This window comes from Corynebacterium mycetoides, from assembly GCF_900103625.1.
GTDB classification, from domain to species: domain Bacteria; phylum Actinomycetota; class Actinomycetes; order Mycobacteriales; family Mycobacteriaceae; genus Corynebacterium; species Corynebacterium mycetoides.
On sequence record NZ_LT629700.1, the window covers coordinates 1,945,498 to 1,959,180 of the forward strand.

At 65.7% G+C, this 13,683-nt stretch carries 17 protein-coding genes; 15 read left to right on the plus strand and 2 right to left on the minus strand.

The window, feature by feature from the left end; all coding sequences use genetic code 11:
• Nucleotides 1-21 precede the first annotated feature (21 nt).
• From rplB to BLS40_RS09430, 9 genes are all read left to right on the plus strand, one after another.
• Nucleotides 22-858: a 50S ribosomal protein L2 gene (gene rplB / locus BLS40_RS09390; RefSeq protein WP_092151552.1), complete on the plus strand. Its 837-nt coding sequence runs from the start codon at nucleotides 22-24 to the stop codon at nucleotides 856-858.
• Nucleotides 859-874: 16 nt separating this feature from the next.
• Nucleotides 875-1,150: a 30S ribosomal protein S19 gene (rpsS, locus tag BLS40_RS09395; RefSeq protein WP_006839436.1), complete on the plus strand. Its 276-nt coding sequence runs from the start codon at nucleotides 875-877 to the stop codon at nucleotides 1,148-1,150.
• Nucleotides 1,151-1,153: 3 nt separating this feature from the next.
• A complete protein-coding gene (gene rplV, locus BLS40_RS09400; RefSeq protein ID WP_092151554.1) occupies nucleotides 1,154-1,531 on the plus strand; it encodes a 50S ribosomal protein L22 in 378 nt (125 codons plus the stop codon).
• Nucleotides 1,531-2,280, plus strand: coding sequence for a 30S ribosomal protein S3 (rpsC, locus tag BLS40_RS09405; RefSeq protein ID WP_092151556.1), 750 nt, complete (start codon nucleotides 1,531-1,533; stop codon nucleotides 2,278-2,280). The genes rplV and rpsC overlap by 1 nt, the downstream gene beginning before the upstream one ends.
• A 4-nt stretch (nucleotides 2,281-2,284) precedes the next feature.
• On the plus strand, nucleotides 2,285-2,701 hold the full coding sequence (rplP, locus tag BLS40_RS09410) for a 50S ribosomal protein L16 (protein ID WP_092151558.1): 417 nt from the start codon (nucleotides 2,285-2,287) through the stop codon (nucleotides 2,699-2,701).
• Entirely contained in the window at nucleotides 2,701-2,931 is a 231-nt protein-coding gene (gene rpmC / locus BLS40_RS09415) for a 50S ribosomal protein L29 (RefSeq protein ID WP_092151560.1), read from the plus strand. The genes rplP and rpmC overlap by 1 nt, the downstream gene beginning before the upstream one ends.
• Nucleotides 2,932-2,933: 2 nt before the next feature.
• Nucleotides 2,934-3,239, plus strand: a complete 306-nt coding sequence (gene rpsQ / locus BLS40_RS09420) for a 30S ribosomal protein S17 (protein ID WP_172808023.1) — start codon at nucleotides 2,934-2,936, stop codon at nucleotides 3,237-3,239.
• A gap of 188 nt (nucleotides 3,240-3,427) precedes the next feature.
• Nucleotides 3,428-5,515, plus strand: a complete 2,088-nt coding sequence (locus BLS40_RS09425) for a PhoX family protein (RefSeq protein WP_092151562.1) — start codon at nucleotides 3,428-3,430, stop codon at nucleotides 5,513-5,515.
• Nucleotides 5,516-5,583: 68 nt separating this feature from the next.
• Nucleotides 5,584-6,624, plus strand: a complete 1,041-nt coding sequence (locus tag BLS40_RS09430) for an LLM class flavin-dependent oxidoreductase (RefSeq protein WP_092151564.1) — start codon at nucleotides 5,584-5,586, stop codon at nucleotides 6,622-6,624.
• Here BLS40_RS09430 and BLS40_RS09435 read toward each other — a convergent pair.
• Complete coding sequence (locus BLS40_RS09435; RefSeq protein ID WP_092152259.1) at nucleotides 6,621-8,171, minus strand: bifunctional hydroxymethylpyrimidine kinase/phosphomethylpyrimidine kinase; 1,551 nt, start codon at nucleotides 8,169-8,171, stop codon at nucleotides 6,621-6,623. The genes BLS40_RS09430 and BLS40_RS09435 overlap by 4 nt on opposite strands.
• Nucleotides 8,172-8,422: 251 nt before the next feature.
• Between BLS40_RS09435 and rplN the strand changes: the two genes are divergently transcribed.
• The 3 genes from rplN to rplE are packed head-to-tail and all read left to right on the plus strand — an operon-like array spanning nucleotide 8,423 to nucleotide 9,690.
• A complete protein-coding gene (rplN, locus tag BLS40_RS09440; RefSeq protein WP_019193952.1) occupies nucleotides 8,423-8,791 on the plus strand; it encodes a 50S ribosomal protein L14 in 369 nt (122 codons plus the stop codon).
• 3 nt (nucleotides 8,792-8,794) lie between these two features.
• Complete coding sequence (rplX, locus tag BLS40_RS09445; RefSeq protein WP_092151566.1) at nucleotides 8,795-9,109, plus strand: 50S ribosomal protein L24; 315 nt, start codon at nucleotides 8,795-8,797, stop codon at nucleotides 9,107-9,109.
• A 2-nt stretch (nucleotides 9,110-9,111) separates the two neighbouring features.
• A complete protein-coding gene (gene rplE, locus BLS40_RS09450; protein ID WP_092151568.1) occupies nucleotides 9,112-9,690 on the plus strand; it encodes a 50S ribosomal protein L5 in 579 nt (192 codons plus the stop codon).
• Nucleotides 9,691-9,764: 74 nt separating this feature from the next.
• On the opposite strand, the gene BLS40_RS09455 is transcribed toward rplE, so the two are convergent.
• Complete coding sequence (locus tag BLS40_RS09455) at nucleotides 9,765-10,556, minus strand: siderophore-interacting protein (RefSeq protein ID WP_092151570.1); 792 nt, start codon at nucleotides 10,554-10,556, stop codon at nucleotides 9,765-9,767.
• Between the two features lie 121 nt (nucleotides 10,557-10,677).
• On the opposite strand from BLS40_RS09455, the gene BLS40_RS09460 reads away from it, so the two are divergent.
• Genes BLS40_RS09460 through BLS40_RS09470 form a run of 3 tightly spaced genes read left to right on the plus strand, consistent with a single transcriptional unit; the run spans nucleotide 10,678 to nucleotide 13,670 of the window.
• Complete coding sequence (locus tag BLS40_RS09460) at nucleotides 10,678-11,622, plus strand: ABC transporter substrate-binding protein (protein ID WP_092151572.1); 945 nt, start codon at nucleotides 10,678-10,680, stop codon at nucleotides 11,620-11,622.
• 32 nt (nucleotides 11,623-11,654) lie between these two features.
• The gene (locus BLS40_RS09465; RefSeq protein ID WP_231908441.1) at nucleotides 11,655-12,668 is read left to right on the plus strand and encodes a FecCD family ABC transporter permease; all 1,014 of its coding nucleotides are present in this window, start codon (nucleotides 11,655-11,657) and stop codon (nucleotides 12,666-12,668) included.
• Nucleotides 12,669-13,670, plus strand: a complete 1,002-nt coding sequence (locus BLS40_RS09470; protein ID WP_006839451.1) for a FecCD family ABC transporter permease — start codon at nucleotides 12,669-12,671, stop codon at nucleotides 13,668-13,670.
• Nucleotides 13,671-13,683: the final 13 nt, after the last annotated feature.

Here is a 13,683-nt window from a genome sequence, read left to right on the forward strand (position 1 = left end):
CTCGATAGAAAAGGACACATTATGGCTATTCGCAAGTACAAGCCGACAACCCCGGGTCGCCGCGCCAGCTCCGTCTCTGAGTTCTCAGAGATCACCCGCTCCACTCCGGAGAAGACCCTGCTGCGCCCGCTCCCGAAGAAGGGTGGCCGTAACAACCACGGTCACATCACCACACGCCACCGCGGCGGCGGACACAAGCGCCGCTACCGCGTCATCGACTTCCGCCGCAACGACAAGGACGGCGTGCTGGCCAAGGTCGCTCACATCGAGTACGACCCGAACCGCACCGCCAACATCGCGCTGCTGCACTACGTCGACGGCGAGAAGCGCTACATCATCGCTCCCAAGGGCCTGACCCAGGGCACGATGGTGGAGTCCGGCCCCAACGCAGACATCAAGGTGGGCAACAACCTGCCGCTGCGCAACATCCCGACCGGTACCACCATCCACGCCGTCGAGCTCAAGCCGGGCGCCGGCGCCAAACTCGCCCGCTCTGCGGGTGCGTCCATCCAGCTCCTCGGTAAGGAAGGGTCCTACGCAGTGCTGCGCATGCCCTCCTCCGAGATCCGCCGCGTGGACATCCGCTGCCGCGCCACCGTGGGTGAGGTCGGCAACGCCGACCAGATCAACATCCGCTGGGGCAAGGCCGGCCGTATGCGCTGGAAGGGCTGGCGCCCGACCGTCCGCGGTGTCGTCATGAACCCGGTCGACCACCCGCACGGTGGCGGCGAGGGCAAGACGTCCGGCGGACGCCACCCGGTGTCGCCGTGGGGCCAGAAGGAAGGCCGCACCCGCAACCCGAACCGTTACTCCAACAACATGATCGTGCGCCGTCGTCGCGCGAACAAGAAGCGCTAAGAGGAGGTAAGCAGACATGCCACGCAGCCTGAAGAAGGGTCCGTTCGTCGATGAGCACCTCCTCAACAAGGTGGACGCTCAGAACGAGGCCGGAACCAAGCAGGTCATCAAGACCTGGTCTCGCCGCTCGACCATTCTCCCCGATTTCATCGGCCACACTTTCGCCGTCCACGACGGCCGCAAGCACGTGCCGGTGTTCGTCGACGAGTCCATGGTCGGACACAAGCTGGGCGAGTTCGCCCCCACCAAGACCTTTAAGGGTCACATTAAAGAATCGAAGGGACGTCGATAAGCGATGAGTGACACCATCACCTCCGCATCCGCGACGGCCAAGTTCGTCCGCACGTCTCCCATGAAGGCGCGCCGCGTTCTTGCCCTGGTCCGTGGGAAGTCCGTCTCCGAGGCTCTCTCCATCCTGAAGTACGCCCCCCAGGGTGCGTCGAAGGATGTTGCCAAGGTGGTTGCGTCCGCAGCCGCCAACGCCGAGAACAACTTCGGCCTGGACCCGCGCACCCTTGTCGTCGCCGAGTGCTACGCCAACGAGGGCCCGACCATGCGCCGCTACCAGCCGCGCGCCCAAGGCCGCGCATTCCAGATCCGCAAGCGCACCTCCCACATCACCGTGGTTGTCGCTACCGCCGAGTCTGCCGAGAACAAGGAAGGGGCTAAGTAATGGGCCAGAAAATCCACCCACACGGCCTTCGCCTGGGCATCACCGCCGATTGGAAGACCCACTGGTACGCCGACAAGAACTACGCTGACTACGTCGCCGAGGACATCAAGATCCGCGAGTTCCTGGCCAAGGGTCTGGAGCGCGCCGGCATCGCCGACGTCGTGATCGAGCGCACCCGTGACCGCGTGCGCGTCGACATTCACACCGCCCGCCCGGGCATCGTGATCGGCCGCCGCGGTGCCGAAGCCGACCGCATCCGCCGTGAGCTGGAGAAGCTCACCGGCAAGATGGTCGCGCTGAACATCCTCGAGGTCAAGAACGTGGACGCCAACGCGGCACTGGTCGCGCAGTCCATTGCCGAGCAGCTGGTCAACCGCGTCGCGTTCCGCCGTGCAATGCGCAAGGCTATCCAGTCCGCGATGCGTAACCCGCAGGTCAAGGGCATCAAGGTCATGACTTCCGGCCGCCTCGGCGGCGCCGAGATGTCGCGCGTCGAGCGCTACCACGAGGGGCGCGTGCCGCTGCACACGCTCCGCGCGGAGATCGACTACGGCATCGCAGAGGCACACACCACCTTCGGCGTCATCGGCGTCAAGGTGTGGATTTACAAGGGCGACGTCGTTGGTGGCGTGCGTGAGTCTGAGCTCAACGCGCCGTCGAACGACCGCCGCGGTCGCGGCGACCGTGACCGCCGCCCGCGCCGTGGCGGCCAGCGCCGCCAGCGCGCAGAGCAGAAGCAGGAGGGCTAAACACATGCTTATTCCCAAGCGCGTGAAGTACCGCCGCCAGCACCGCCCGACCCGTCGCGGCGTGTCCAAGGGTGGCAACACCATCAACTTCGGTGATTACGGCCTGCAGGCTCTCGAGCCGGCGTACATCACCAACCGCCAGATCGAGTCCGCACGTATTGCGATCAACCGCCACGTCAAGCGCGGCGGCAAGGTCTGGATCAACATCTTCCCGGATCGCCCGCTGACCCAGAAGCCGCTCGGCGTGCGTATGGGTTCCGGTAAGGGCCCGGTTGAGAAGTGGGTCGCCAACGTGAAGCCGGGCCGCATTCTCTTCGAGATGTCCTACCCGAACGAGGAGACCGCCGTGGAGGCTCTGCGCCGCGCTGGCGCGAAGCTGCCGTGCAAGGTCCGCGTGATCAAGAAGGAGGACCTGTTCTAATGGCTGCTGGTACCCCCGCATCCGAGTTCCGCGAGCTCAACGACGATGAGCTGCGCACCCGCCTGTCCGACGCGAAGGAAGAGCTGTTTAACCTGCGCTTCCAGCTCGCGACCGGCCAGCTGACCAACAACCGCCGCATCTCCACCGTGAAGCGCGACATCGCACGCATCTACACCGTGCTGCGCGAGCGTGAGCTCGGTCTGTCTGTCGTCCCGGGAGCTGAGGCATAACCATGACTGAAGCAACTGAGGTTAACGTGACTGAATCCACCGCTCCCGCCCCGAAGGAAAAGAGCGTGCAGAAGCGCCGCCGCGGATACGTCGTGTCCGACAAGATGGACAAGACGATCGTGGTCGAGGTCGAGGACCGCAAGTCCCACTCCCTGTACGGCAAGATCGTGCGTTCCACCAAGCGCGTGAAGGCCCACGACGAGGACAACACCGCCGGCGTCGGCGATCTCGTCCTCATCGAGGAGACCCGCCCGCTGTCCAAGGACAAGCACTTCCGTCTCGTCGAGATCGTGGAGAAGGCCCGCTAGTCGAGTCTCTCCCGCACCCAATCAGCCCCGCCTCGTGCGGGGCTTTTTGCTTGTCGACGCCCCCTCCCGCGCCCCGGTTCACCAAAAATTCACCCCAGATTCTCCGCCTAGTTATCAGTGAACTTTAATGTTTCGGTTTGTTTAGCTCATGACACACATACGGTTTCGCGTAGACGGGGAGTTTCATCATGACCATCAAGGGCCTCAACCTTTTGTTCCAATCGAATCGTTCGAAGCTGACCTGCACCTACAAGTGCGGCAACGCCTGCTGGGGAGAGTGCACCAACACCTCGGACAACGTCTACTTCGGCGACGTCGTCTCGCGCCGCGGCGTGCTCAAGTCCTTTGGTCTCGGCGTTGTCACCGTCGGCGGTGGCGCGGCTCTGGTCGCGTGCGGCGCGGAGCCGGGAGATGGCGCGGCGACTGCTACGGCGACGACCGACGGCTCGTCGACGGCCGCCGAGAAGGACGTCAAGGCGCTGGAGGGCATGCAGTTTGAGGCCGTCGAGCCGAATACCGAGGACAAAGTCGTCGTGCCCGCCGGGTATGCCACCGGCGTGCTCATCGCCTGGGGCGACCCGGTGTACGAGGACGCCCCGGAGTTCGATCCCAACAATCAGACGGCGAAAGACGCGGAACGCCAGTTCGGCTTCAACAACGACTTTGCCGGCCTCATGGAGCACCCGACCGATAAGAACCGCCTCGTCTACGTGTGCTCGCACGAGTACACCACCGAGCCCCACATGTTCCCGGGCTACGATGCCGAGAACCCGACGGACGAGCAGATCAACATCGGCCTGGCCAACCACGGCCACACCATCCTCGAGGTGTCGAAGGTGGGCGACAGCGGCGAACTCAAGCGCGAGTTCGGCCCGCTTAACCGCCGCATCACCGCCAACACCGAGTTCGAGCTCAGGGGCCCGGCGGCGGGCTCCGACCTGGTCAAGACCGGCGCCGACGCCACCGGCACGAAAGTCATGGGCACGCTGAACAACTGCGCGGGCGGCATGACCCCGTGGGGCACTTTCCTATCCGGCGAGGAGAACTTCGACCAGTACTTCGCCAACGCTGCCGCCGTCCAGGGCGAGCGCGCAGCGGAGGACGTGAAGCGTTTCGGCGTGGAGGACGAGGCCTCCGAGCGCAAGTGGGAGCGCCTGCACGACCGCTTCGACCTGGCAAAGGAGCCGAACGAGTTCAACCGGTTCGGCTACATCGTCGAGATCAACCCGCTGGACCCGGAGTCGACCCCCGTCAAGCACTCGTCCATGGGCCGGTTCAAGCACGAGGCCGGCAACGTCCACGTGGCCAAGGACGGCACCGTGGTGTGCTACTCCGGCGATGACTCCCGCTTCGAGTACATCTACAAGTTCGTCTCCTCGAAGAAGGTCAAGGAGGGCGATCTGGCGCACAACATGACCATTCTGGATGAGGGCACCCTCTACGTCGCCTCCCTCGAGGGCAACTCCCCGGAGTCCGAGATCACCGGTGACGGCGATCTTCCCTCTGACGGCCAGTTCGACGGCACGGGAACCTGGCACAAGCTGCTCACCGTCACCGCGGACGGCGCGGAGTCCCACGTGGACGGCTTCACCCCGGAGGAGGTCGCCGTCTACACCCGCTTTGCCGCGGACAAGGTCGGCGCCACCAAGATGGACCGCCCGGAAGACTTCCAGGTCAACCCGGTCAACGAGAAGCTCTACCTCGCCCTGACCAACAACTCCTACCGCGGCGCCTCCGGCGAGAATGCAAGCAAGAGCAAGGAGGACGTCAAGGAGTACGCCCCGATCCGCGAGAACAAGAACGGCCTGGTCATGGAGATCGACGACGACTTCGCGGGCGAGAGCTTCACCTGGAACCTGCTGCTGGTCTGCGGCGACCCGGAGGCCGCGTCGACCTACTTCGGTGGGTTTGACAAGTCCAAGGTGTCTCCGATCTCCTGCCCGGACAACCTGGCGTTCGACTCCTACGGCAACCTGTGGATTTCCACGGACGGCAACGCTCTGAAGAGCAACGACGGCCTCTACGCCGTCGGCCTCGAGGGGGAGAACCGCGGGCAGGTCAAGTGCTTCCTCACGGTGCCGAAGGCCGCGGAGACCTGCGGGCCGATCGTCACCGACGAGCGCGTGATGGTCAATGTGCAGCACCCGGGCGAGACCGATGACGCGACCTTCGAGAACCCGGGCTCCCACTGGCCGGAGGGCGGCGACTCGGTCCCGCGCCCGGCAGTCGCGATGGCGTGGCGCACCGACAACAAGAAGATCGGCGTCGACGCCTAGGCCCCCGCGACGCCCCCCGGTGGCTGGGAGAGCGGAACAAATGTTGACATGTCTACGTTATAGAGTGCATGAAGAAACTCGGATTCCTCTCCTTCGGCCACTACGCGCTGCCGGGCCAGCAGGGCCCGGGCGCGAAACAGACCTTTCAGGACACCGTCGAGATTGCTAAGCGGGCGGACGCGATCGGTGTCAACGGCGCGTACGTGCGCGTGCACCACTTCGCCCCGCAGATCGCCTCGCCCATCGCGCTGTTGTCCGCCATGGCCGCGGTGACGCGCAACATCGAGGTGGGGACCGGGGTGCTGGACATGCGGTACGCCAACCCGCTGCAGCTCGCCGAGGACATTGCGACGCTGGATCTGCTCTCCGACGAGCGCGTCGCCCTCGGGGTCTCCCGCGGCTCACCCGAGCCCGCGGACAAGGGGTGGCAGGCCTTCGGGTACGCCGCTGAGGCCGACAACGGCGCGGATCTGGCCCGGCGCCACTTCGAGCGGTTCATGTCGGCCCTGCGCGGCGAGGGTGTGGCTACCTCGGCGCCACTGGAGCAGCAGTACCCGCGCATGTACCGGCCGGGCATTCCGCTACCGGTCATGCCGCATTCGCCGGGCGCCGACCGCCGCATCTGGTGGGGCGCCGGCTCCTTCGACTCGGCCGAGCAGGCGGCGCGCGACGGGGTCAACCTCATGAGCTCGACGCTGATCAGCGAGGCCGACGGGTCGTCGTTAGGCGAGCTCCAGGCGCGCCAGATCGAGCGCTACCGGACGGTGTGGGCCGAAGCCGGCCACGACTGGACGCCACGCGTGTCGGTATCGCGCAGCGTCTTTCCCATCGTTGACGACGCCTCGCGGCGGATGTTCGGGATGCAGGCCAGCTCGGAGCAGATCGGATCGCTGGGGGAGGGCAGGCAGGTGACCTTCGGCAAGACTTACGCCGCCGAGCCGGACGAGATCATCGCGCAGCTTCAGGCGGACCCCGCGATCCAGGCCGCGGACACCTTGATGCTGACCATCCCGAACCAGTTCGGCGTGGACCTCAACGTGAAGATCCTCGCCGATTTCGCCGAGCACATCGCCCCGGAGCTGGGCTGGGAGCCGGCGAAGGAACGCTAGCGCCTGCTCGCCTGGTCGAAGAAGTCCCGCTCGTAGTAGCAGGCGTGCATGAAGGCATCCGCCGCTTGTCGCCGCTGCGCCTGAGTCGCCGCGGCGAGCGCCTCTTCGGCGCGTGCGATCGCTCCGCGGGCCTCGTTGACGTATTCGTCGCCGCTGTAGGTGTCTAGCCACGCCCGATAGGCGTGCTCTGGCGAATTGCTGCCGGCGAGGTACAGGCCCACCTCCGCGTAAAGCCAGAAGCACGGCAGCACCGCGGCCACGCCAACCGGGTAGTCCTCGAGCGCGACCTGCGCCTTGAGGAAGCTGACGTAGCCCAAGGTCACGGGTGATGTGGGGCTCGATTCGGCATCGGTGCCGTGGTCGCGGAACCACGTGCGGTGCAGCTCCTGCTCCGCGACGATGGCCTGCTGGGCGGTGTGCGCCCACCACACCTGATCGTCGGCAGTCGGGGCCTTGGCGCTCAGGCTGGAAAGGGCGCGGGAGTAATCGCCGAGGTAGTGCGCGTCCTGGGCGAGGTAGAAGTCGAAGTCGTCGCGGGCCAGCGTCCCGTCGCGCAAGTCCTGGACAAACCCGAGGCCGAGGATCTGCGGCCACACAAGCCGCGCCGCCATCTCCCAGAGCCGGCGCGTGTGCTCGCCGGCAGGAGCGATGCTCGGGAGAAGCGTCTGCTGATCCGTGCTGCGTTCGTGCCACCGGTCGGTTTCTGCCCAGGGGCGCGTCGAGCCCGCGCTCGCGCGGCGGCGCAGGGCGTGGAAATGGTCGACGGGGCCGTGGCCGCCGCCGACGTGGAGCGCGTCGGCGTTTCGGATCGCCTCGTGCAGCCAGTGCGACGCCCACTCGGCGGCGGCGTTCGGGGAGGCGTCGATAAGCAGGCGCGTGGCCAGGGCGGACGACAGCGAGCAGCCCGTGCCGTGCGTGTTGGGAGTGTCTACGCGCGGCACCTCGATGACGTGCACCTCGCCGGCCGGGGTGACCAGCGCGTTCGAGGCGTGCGCGCCCGTGAGGTGGCCGCCCTTGACCAGCACGCTGACGCCGGTGTCGGTGGCGAACGAGGCTCCCTGAGCGACGGCGGCATCGAAATCGGGCGCGGGTGCGCTGCCGGTGAGCACAGCCAGTTCCGGGATGTTGGGGGTGAGCATCGTGGCGTGGTCACGGATCAGCTGGCGCAGCGCGTCTTCCGCATCCGAGCTGAGCAGGCGGTCGCCGGAGGTGGCCACCATGACGGGGTCAACCACGACAACGGGGACCGGGTGCTGAGCGAGGAAAGAGGACACGGTGGCGGTGGTGGCGGGGTCGCCGAGCATGCCGATCTTGACGGCGTCGACGCGGACATCATCGAACACCGCGTCGAGTTGGGCCGTGAGAAACTCCTGCGGCGGGTTATGGACCTCGCGCACGCCGCGGGTGTTTTGCGCCACGAGGGCGGTGACCACGGCCATACCGTAACCGCCGGCGGCGGCGATGGACTTGAGATCCGCTTGGATTCCCGCGCCACCGGTGGGATCGGTGCCGGCGATGGACAAAACGCGGGGCTGTTGACTGGTCATGACCACGTGTTTACACTAATAAAACTTCGCCGCGTTTGGTGTTTTGCGTTGTGCGAGGTGGGCGTGGTTAAATGTCTGGGTTGTCTTGAGCTGGTCGGGGTTTCCCGCGCGTTTCCGAGTGGGCGCCCCGAGACCCTTCGACCGCACATGAGTGGTTCGTCGCTAAGTGCAGGACACAATAAGAATTGACCACGTGCGCGCAGGACGGAAATCTGCCGCACTTTTTTACAAAACCAGGTCAGGAGACCCAAGTGATTCAGCAAGAATCGCGTCTGAAGGTCGCCGACAACACCGGTGCACGGGAAATCCTGTGCATCCGCGTGCTCGGCGGCTCTGTCCGACGCTTCGCCGGCATCGGCGACACGATCGTCGCCACCGTGAAGGAAGCCGCCCCCGGCGGCAACGTCAAAGAGGGTGAGGTCGTCCGCGCCGTCATCGTCCGCGCCACCAAGGAGACCCGCCGCCCGGACGGCTCCTACATCGCGTTCGACGAGAACGCTGCCGTTCTGATTAAGAACGACACCGAGCCCCGCGGCACCCGCATCTTCGGCCCGGTCGCGCGCGAGCTGCGGGACAAGCGCTTCATGAAGATCGTTTCTCTCGCACCGGAGGTGATCTAGCTTATGAAGATCAAGAAGGGCGATATGGTCCAGGTTATCTCCGGCAAGGACAAGGGCGCTCAGGGCAAGGTCATCGAGGCCTACCCGCAGCGTGACAAGGTCCTCGTCGAGGGCGTCAACCGCATCAAGAAGCATGTCGCCAACTCGTACAACGAGCGCGGCGCAGAGTCCGGCGGCATCGTCACCCAGGAAGCACCCATCCACGTGTCCAACGTGATGCTCCTGGATTCCGACGGCACCCCGACCCGCGTGGGCTACCGTTTCGACGAAAACGGCAAGAAGGTCCGCGTGGCAAAGTCGAACGGGAAGGACATCTAAGCATGGCTGAGAACTACACCCCGCGTCTGAAGGCCCGCTACAAGGACGACATCCGCGCCAAGCTCAACGAGGAGTTCGGCTACGACAACGTCATGCAGATCCCTGGCCTGACCAAGATCGTGGTCAACATGGGTGTCGGCGACGCCGCCCGTGACTCCAAGGTCATCAACGGAGCCCTCGAGGACCTCACCGCGATCACCGGCCAGAAGCCGCAGCTGCGTCGCGCCAAGAAGTCCATCGCGAACTTCAAGCTCCGCGAAGGCATGCCGATCGGCGCCAAGGTCACCCTCCGCGGCGACCGCATGTGGGAGTTCCTGGACCGCCTGCTGTCGGTGGCTCTCCCGCGTATCCGCGACTTCCGCGGTCTGAACGACAAGCAGTTCGACGGTGCGGGCAACTACACCTTCGGCCTGAACGAGCAGACCATGTTCTACGAGATCGACATCGACAAGGTCGACCGCGTGCGTGGCATGGACATCACGCTCGTGACCACCGCGACGAACGACGAGGAAGGCCGCGCCCTGCTGCGCCACCTCGGCTTCCCGTTCGCCGACAAGGACGGCAAGATGCAGCGCGCTTAACTAGCCGCCGCGAGACGACGCACCCCCGCACGCGCCCTTTCCAAGAAGGGTCGCGAGCGGGGGTGCCTTTTGGCTTATGGCCGGGCCTTGCCGTGAAACCAAAACGGCACCCATACAACGTCTTCGCGAGCGACGCCCCACGTATTGATGGCGAGCGAGCGCACAGCCTTGGTGAGCGCGCCCTCGCCAGAGACCCACACGGAATACGGCGCGCGTGCGTGGTAAAGCGCGCGCAGGGTGTCGAGTGTCGCCCCCGTCTCGGTGTGTTTGGGTGCGTCGACGACGGTGAGGCTGCGAAGCGCGTCGCCCCATTGGGTGACGAGCCCGTCTTCGATCTCCTCGTCAGCCGTGACAACCGCAACGACATCGGTGAGCGCTAGCGCCTCCGGGGCATTCGCGCGCTGGAAGTCGAGGATGTGGCGCAGCGCGGGGAGCGCGGAGGCGTCGGCGACGAGCAGCTGTGATCCGGTAGGCGGCGTCCACAGCGCTGGGCAGGTGAACATTCCCGCCGTCGCGCCTGGACGGGCGCGGCGGATCCACCGCGAACCGGGGCCGGAGTCGCCGTGGGTGACCACGTCGACGTCGATCAGCTTTTTGTCCTTGTCAAGCCTGCGGATGGTGTACCAGCGCAGGTCGGGGCGGGTGTCCTCGGGCAGTGCCGCGACCGCCGCGCGGATGTTGACGCCGTCGATGTCAAACGGCTCGAAGGCGCGGCCGGGTTTGGGCATGACGAGGCCGAAGTACTCGTCCGGGCCGGTGAGGGGGAAGTCAGCGAATGCATCTGAGGTGAATGTCAACCTGTGCAAGCGGGGCTTGAGCTGCTGATTATCGAGCAGTGTGACGGTGTGGAGGGCGTGGTTATGCATGGCACCAATCAGTCTCTAGTAAGGCAAGGCTTGCTTTAGTACATCGTTGGCGCTTAGTATACATTTCGCCCTCATTTTAGGCACGTTGATGTGTCGTAAATCGAAAAAGTTAGGAAACCGAATGGGAATTTTCGCGCGCAAGCCCACCACTGCAGTCGCGCTTGTGGCCGCCGCAGCACTCGCACTCACAGGCTGCACACGAGGAGAAGGCGAGCCTGCCACAACCGATGGCGCAGGCGAGGCGAGGATAGCAAGCCTAGGGCTTGGCGACGTCGACACGCTGCTCGCGCTCGATGTCACCCCCGTCGCCATTGCCCCCTGGGGCGCAGAGGGCGATGGGGACGAAAGCGGCGTCGGGCCGTGGTCGCAGGAGCTGCTCGGCAGCGCGCGCCCGGCGACAATCTACAACACGGCCAGCGGCTTTACCGCCGATGTCCTTGAACAGGTCGCCGCCACGGACCCCACTCAGATCATCGCGGTCAACCAGGCCGTCGACGTCCAAGCCCAGGACTCACTCGAGCAAATCGCGCCGACCACGCTCAAGCCCGAGGGCTACGACAACTGGCAGATCCCCTGGGACAAGCAGGTTGAAACGATTGCCGCGGCCGTGGGTAAGCAGGCCGAGGGTGAGGAACTGATCGCGCAGACGGAAAAGGCTTTCGCAGACTTCCGAGACAACCACCCGGAGCTCGTCGGCAAAAGCGCTGCAATCGTGATGCCCTACGAGGGAAAGATTGGCCTCTACACCGCGGACGACGGGCGCGGGCAGTTCATCGAGAACCTGGGCTTTAGCATCCCGACCGAGCTTCAGGGAGACGGCTCCAGCTTCTTCGTCGACTACGCCCCCGAAAACTACGCGGCTTTAAACGGCGTGGATTACCTATTCGTCCTGGACTATAATGGCGCGCTCACCGCGCTGGAGAACGACCCAACGTTCCAAAACCTGGACATCGTCAAAGACGGCAGGGTGCGCTACCTTGCCACCGACGTCGGCAACGCGATGAGCATGCCCAACCCGGTGACCATACCGTGGGCGATCGACAAGTTCACCGAGCAGCTGTCCTAGCCCAGATTGACACGAGAGAAACCTCGCCCACGATGAGCGCCGAACGACGTAGCACACGTAACACCGGTGTCGTGTGCGCCACGCTGCTCGTCGCCGTCGCTGCGGCGGTCGTGGCGTCGTTGTTCGTCGGCTCCCGCGCCGTGCCGGCGAACGAGGTGCTTCTTGGCCTGCGCGGTGCCGGCACGGCAGAGATTCGGGGAATCGTGTGGGACCTGCGCGTCCCGCGCACGCTCCTTGCCTTCGCAGTCGGTGCCTCGCTTGCGCTGGCAGGCGCGCTGGCCCAGGCGTGGACGCGCAATCCGCTCGCCGATCCCGGCTTTATCGGGATCACCGCGGGTGCTTCCTGCGCCATGGCGATCGGGGCGGTGATGGGCGTGAGCGCCACTTTCACCGGCTCACTCGCCCTCGCTTTCGGGGGTGCCGCCGCGGCCACCGGCGTGGTCATGCTCATTGCGCGCCGGTCGCTGTCTCCTTTCACCTTGATTCTCGCCGGGGTCGGGGTCGACGCGTCGCTGCGCTCCGCCGCAACCCTGCTGGGATTATTCGACACGGAAGTGTTCGACTCCATGCGCCACTGGGTGGTCGGCTCCACCTTTGGCCGTGGTTACGTAGAAGCGGCCGTCGCCTGGGCCGGGTGTGCCGTCGGTGGGGTGTGTGCTCTGCTTGCTGCACGTCCCCTCGACCTGTTGGCGATGGGCAGGGAAACCTCCCTTGCCCTAGGCGGCTCGGAGCGGCGAGCGCATGTTGGCGCCGCGGCTGGGATCGTGCTCTTGGCCGGCAGCGCTACCGCGGCAGCCGGACCGGTCGCCTTCGTCGGGTTCGCCGCCCCGCACATCATGCGCTGGCTGGTCGGCCCGCAGCTCACGGTCTTGCTGGTTCCAGCCGCGCTTTTCGGGGGCACGATCGTGTTGCTTGCCGATGTCCTCGGCAGGCTCGTGCTTACCCCAGGGGAGCTGGAAATGTCCATCGTGCTCGCGTTCATTGGCGCTCCGCTGCTCATCGCCGCGGTGCATCGGGGCGCAGGTGCGAACAAGGCGGTGATCTAGATGCGGCAAACCTCACGACTCATCGGCGCCACGGTGCTGTTCGCCGCGATCGCGGCCGCGGCCTACATCGCGCTTTTGGGCCAAGGCGCCGTACAACTGAGCCCCGCCCAGGTTCTCAACGTTTTGCGTGGCGGTGGATCAAGCCGCGAGATTGCCGTGGTGTGGGATCTGCGCCTGCCGGTTGCCGTGGCCACGCTCCTTGTCGGGGCCGCGCTCGGGATGGCAGGGGCGTGGACCCAAGCGATGGCGCGCAACCCGCTGGCGTCGCCCGACATCCTCGGCGTGACTTCGGGGGCCGCGCTACTCGTCGTGCTGGGAACGGTGACGTACCGCCCGGAGTTTTCGCAAGCACTGCCCGACTTCTGGTGGCGCGCCGCTCTCGCGCTCTGCGGTGCCGCGGGCGTGGTCGTGCTGCTAGTCGCGCTCGGCGGGGTGGGCACCGGTGACCGAATCGTGCTCACGGGGGTTGCTCTCTCACTGATGCTTCACGCCGCAGTGAGCTACCTGCTGCTCAAAGCCGAGGTGCTGCGTGCCGTCGAGGCGCAGACGTGGCTGGCGGGCTCGACTGGTTTTGTTCGGATGGATGGCGTTATCGCGCTGAGCGTTGGAGTGCTCCCGTTCATTGCCCTCGGGTTGTGGTGTGGGCGGGATCTGCCGTTGCTTGCCCACGACGACACTTCTGCCACCGCGCTGGGTGTCAACCTTAAGGCGCAGCGCGCGGCTCTGTTAGTAGCGGCGACGGGGATCTCGGCGGTGGTGGTTTCTGTGGTCGGGCCCATCGGTTTCGTCGCGCTGCTCGCCCCGCACCTGGGGCGCATCGTTGCGCGCACGCCGAACCCGGCGCCGGTGGTATCCGCCGCAGCGGGTGCCGCGCTGCTCGCGGTATGCGCGGTGGTGGCGGGGCTAATCCCCGCCGCTGCACCCGTAGGCGCGGTGTCATCAGCAATCGGCGGCGTCGCCCTCGTATTGCTGGTGTGGCGGCAGTCTCGGAGCACACGATGAAGACAAGGCGAGG

Excerpts from the sequence above, each read along its gene's own strand:
- rpsQ (WP_172808023.1), top strand. The coding sequence starts at position 2,934 with ATGACTGAAGCAACTGAGGTTAACGTGACTGAATCCACCGCTCCCGCC.
- rplP (WP_092151558.1), top strand. The coding sequence starts at position 2,285 with ATGCTTATTCCCAAGCGCGTGAAGTACCGCCGCCAGCACCGCCCGACC.
- rplX (WP_092151566.1), top strand. The coding sequence starts at position 8,795 with ATGAAGATCAAGAAGGGCGATATGGTCCAGGTTATCTCCGGCAAGGAC.
- BLS40_RS09470 (WP_006839451.1), top strand. The coding sequence starts at position 12,669 with ATGCGGCAAACCTCACGACTCATCGGCGCCACGGTGCTGTTCGCCGCG.
- rpsS (WP_006839436.1), top strand. The coding sequence starts at position 875 with ATGCCACGCAGCCTGAAGAAGGGTCCGTTCGTCGATGAGCACCTCCTC.
- BLS40_RS09465 (WP_231908441.1), top strand. The coding sequence starts at position 11,655 with ATGAGCGCCGAACGACGTAGCACACGTAACACCGGTGTCGTGTGCGCC.
- rplV (WP_092151554.1), top strand. The coding sequence starts at position 1,154 with ATGAGTGACACCATCACCTCCGCATCCGCGACGGCCAAGTTCGTCCGC.
- rplE (WP_092151568.1), top strand. The coding sequence starts at position 9,112 with ATGGCTGAGAACTACACCCCGCGTCTGAAGGCCCGCTACAAGGACGAC.
- BLS40_RS09460 (WP_092151572.1), top strand. The coding sequence starts at position 10,678 with ATGGGAATTTTCGCGCGCAAGCCCACCACTGCAGTCGCGCTTGTGGCC.
- rpmC (WP_092151560.1), top strand. The coding sequence starts at position 2,701 with ATGGCTGCTGGTACCCCCGCATCCGAGTTCCGCGAGCTCAACGACGAT.
- BLS40_RS09455 (WP_092151570.1), bottom strand. The coding sequence starts at position 10,556 with ATGCATAACCACGCCCTCCACACCGTCACACTGCTCGATAATCAGCAG.
- rpsC (WP_092151556.1), top strand. The coding sequence starts at position 1,531 with ATGGGCCAGAAAATCCACCCACACGGCCTTCGCCTGGGCATCACCGCC.
- BLS40_RS09425 (WP_092151562.1), top strand. The coding sequence starts at position 3,428 with ATGACCATCAAGGGCCTCAACCTTTTGTTCCAATCGAATCGTTCGAAG.
- rplB (WP_092151552.1), top strand. The coding sequence starts at position 22 with ATGGCTATTCGCAAGTACAAGCCGACAACCCCGGGTCGCCGCGCCAGC.
- BLS40_RS09435 (WP_092152259.1), bottom strand. The coding sequence starts at position 8,171 with ATGACCAGTCAACAGCCCCGCGTTTTGTCCATCGCCGGCACCGATCCC.
- BLS40_RS09430 (WP_092151564.1), top strand. The coding sequence starts at position 5,584 with ATGAAGAAACTCGGATTCCTCTCCTTCGGCCACTACGCGCTGCCGGGC.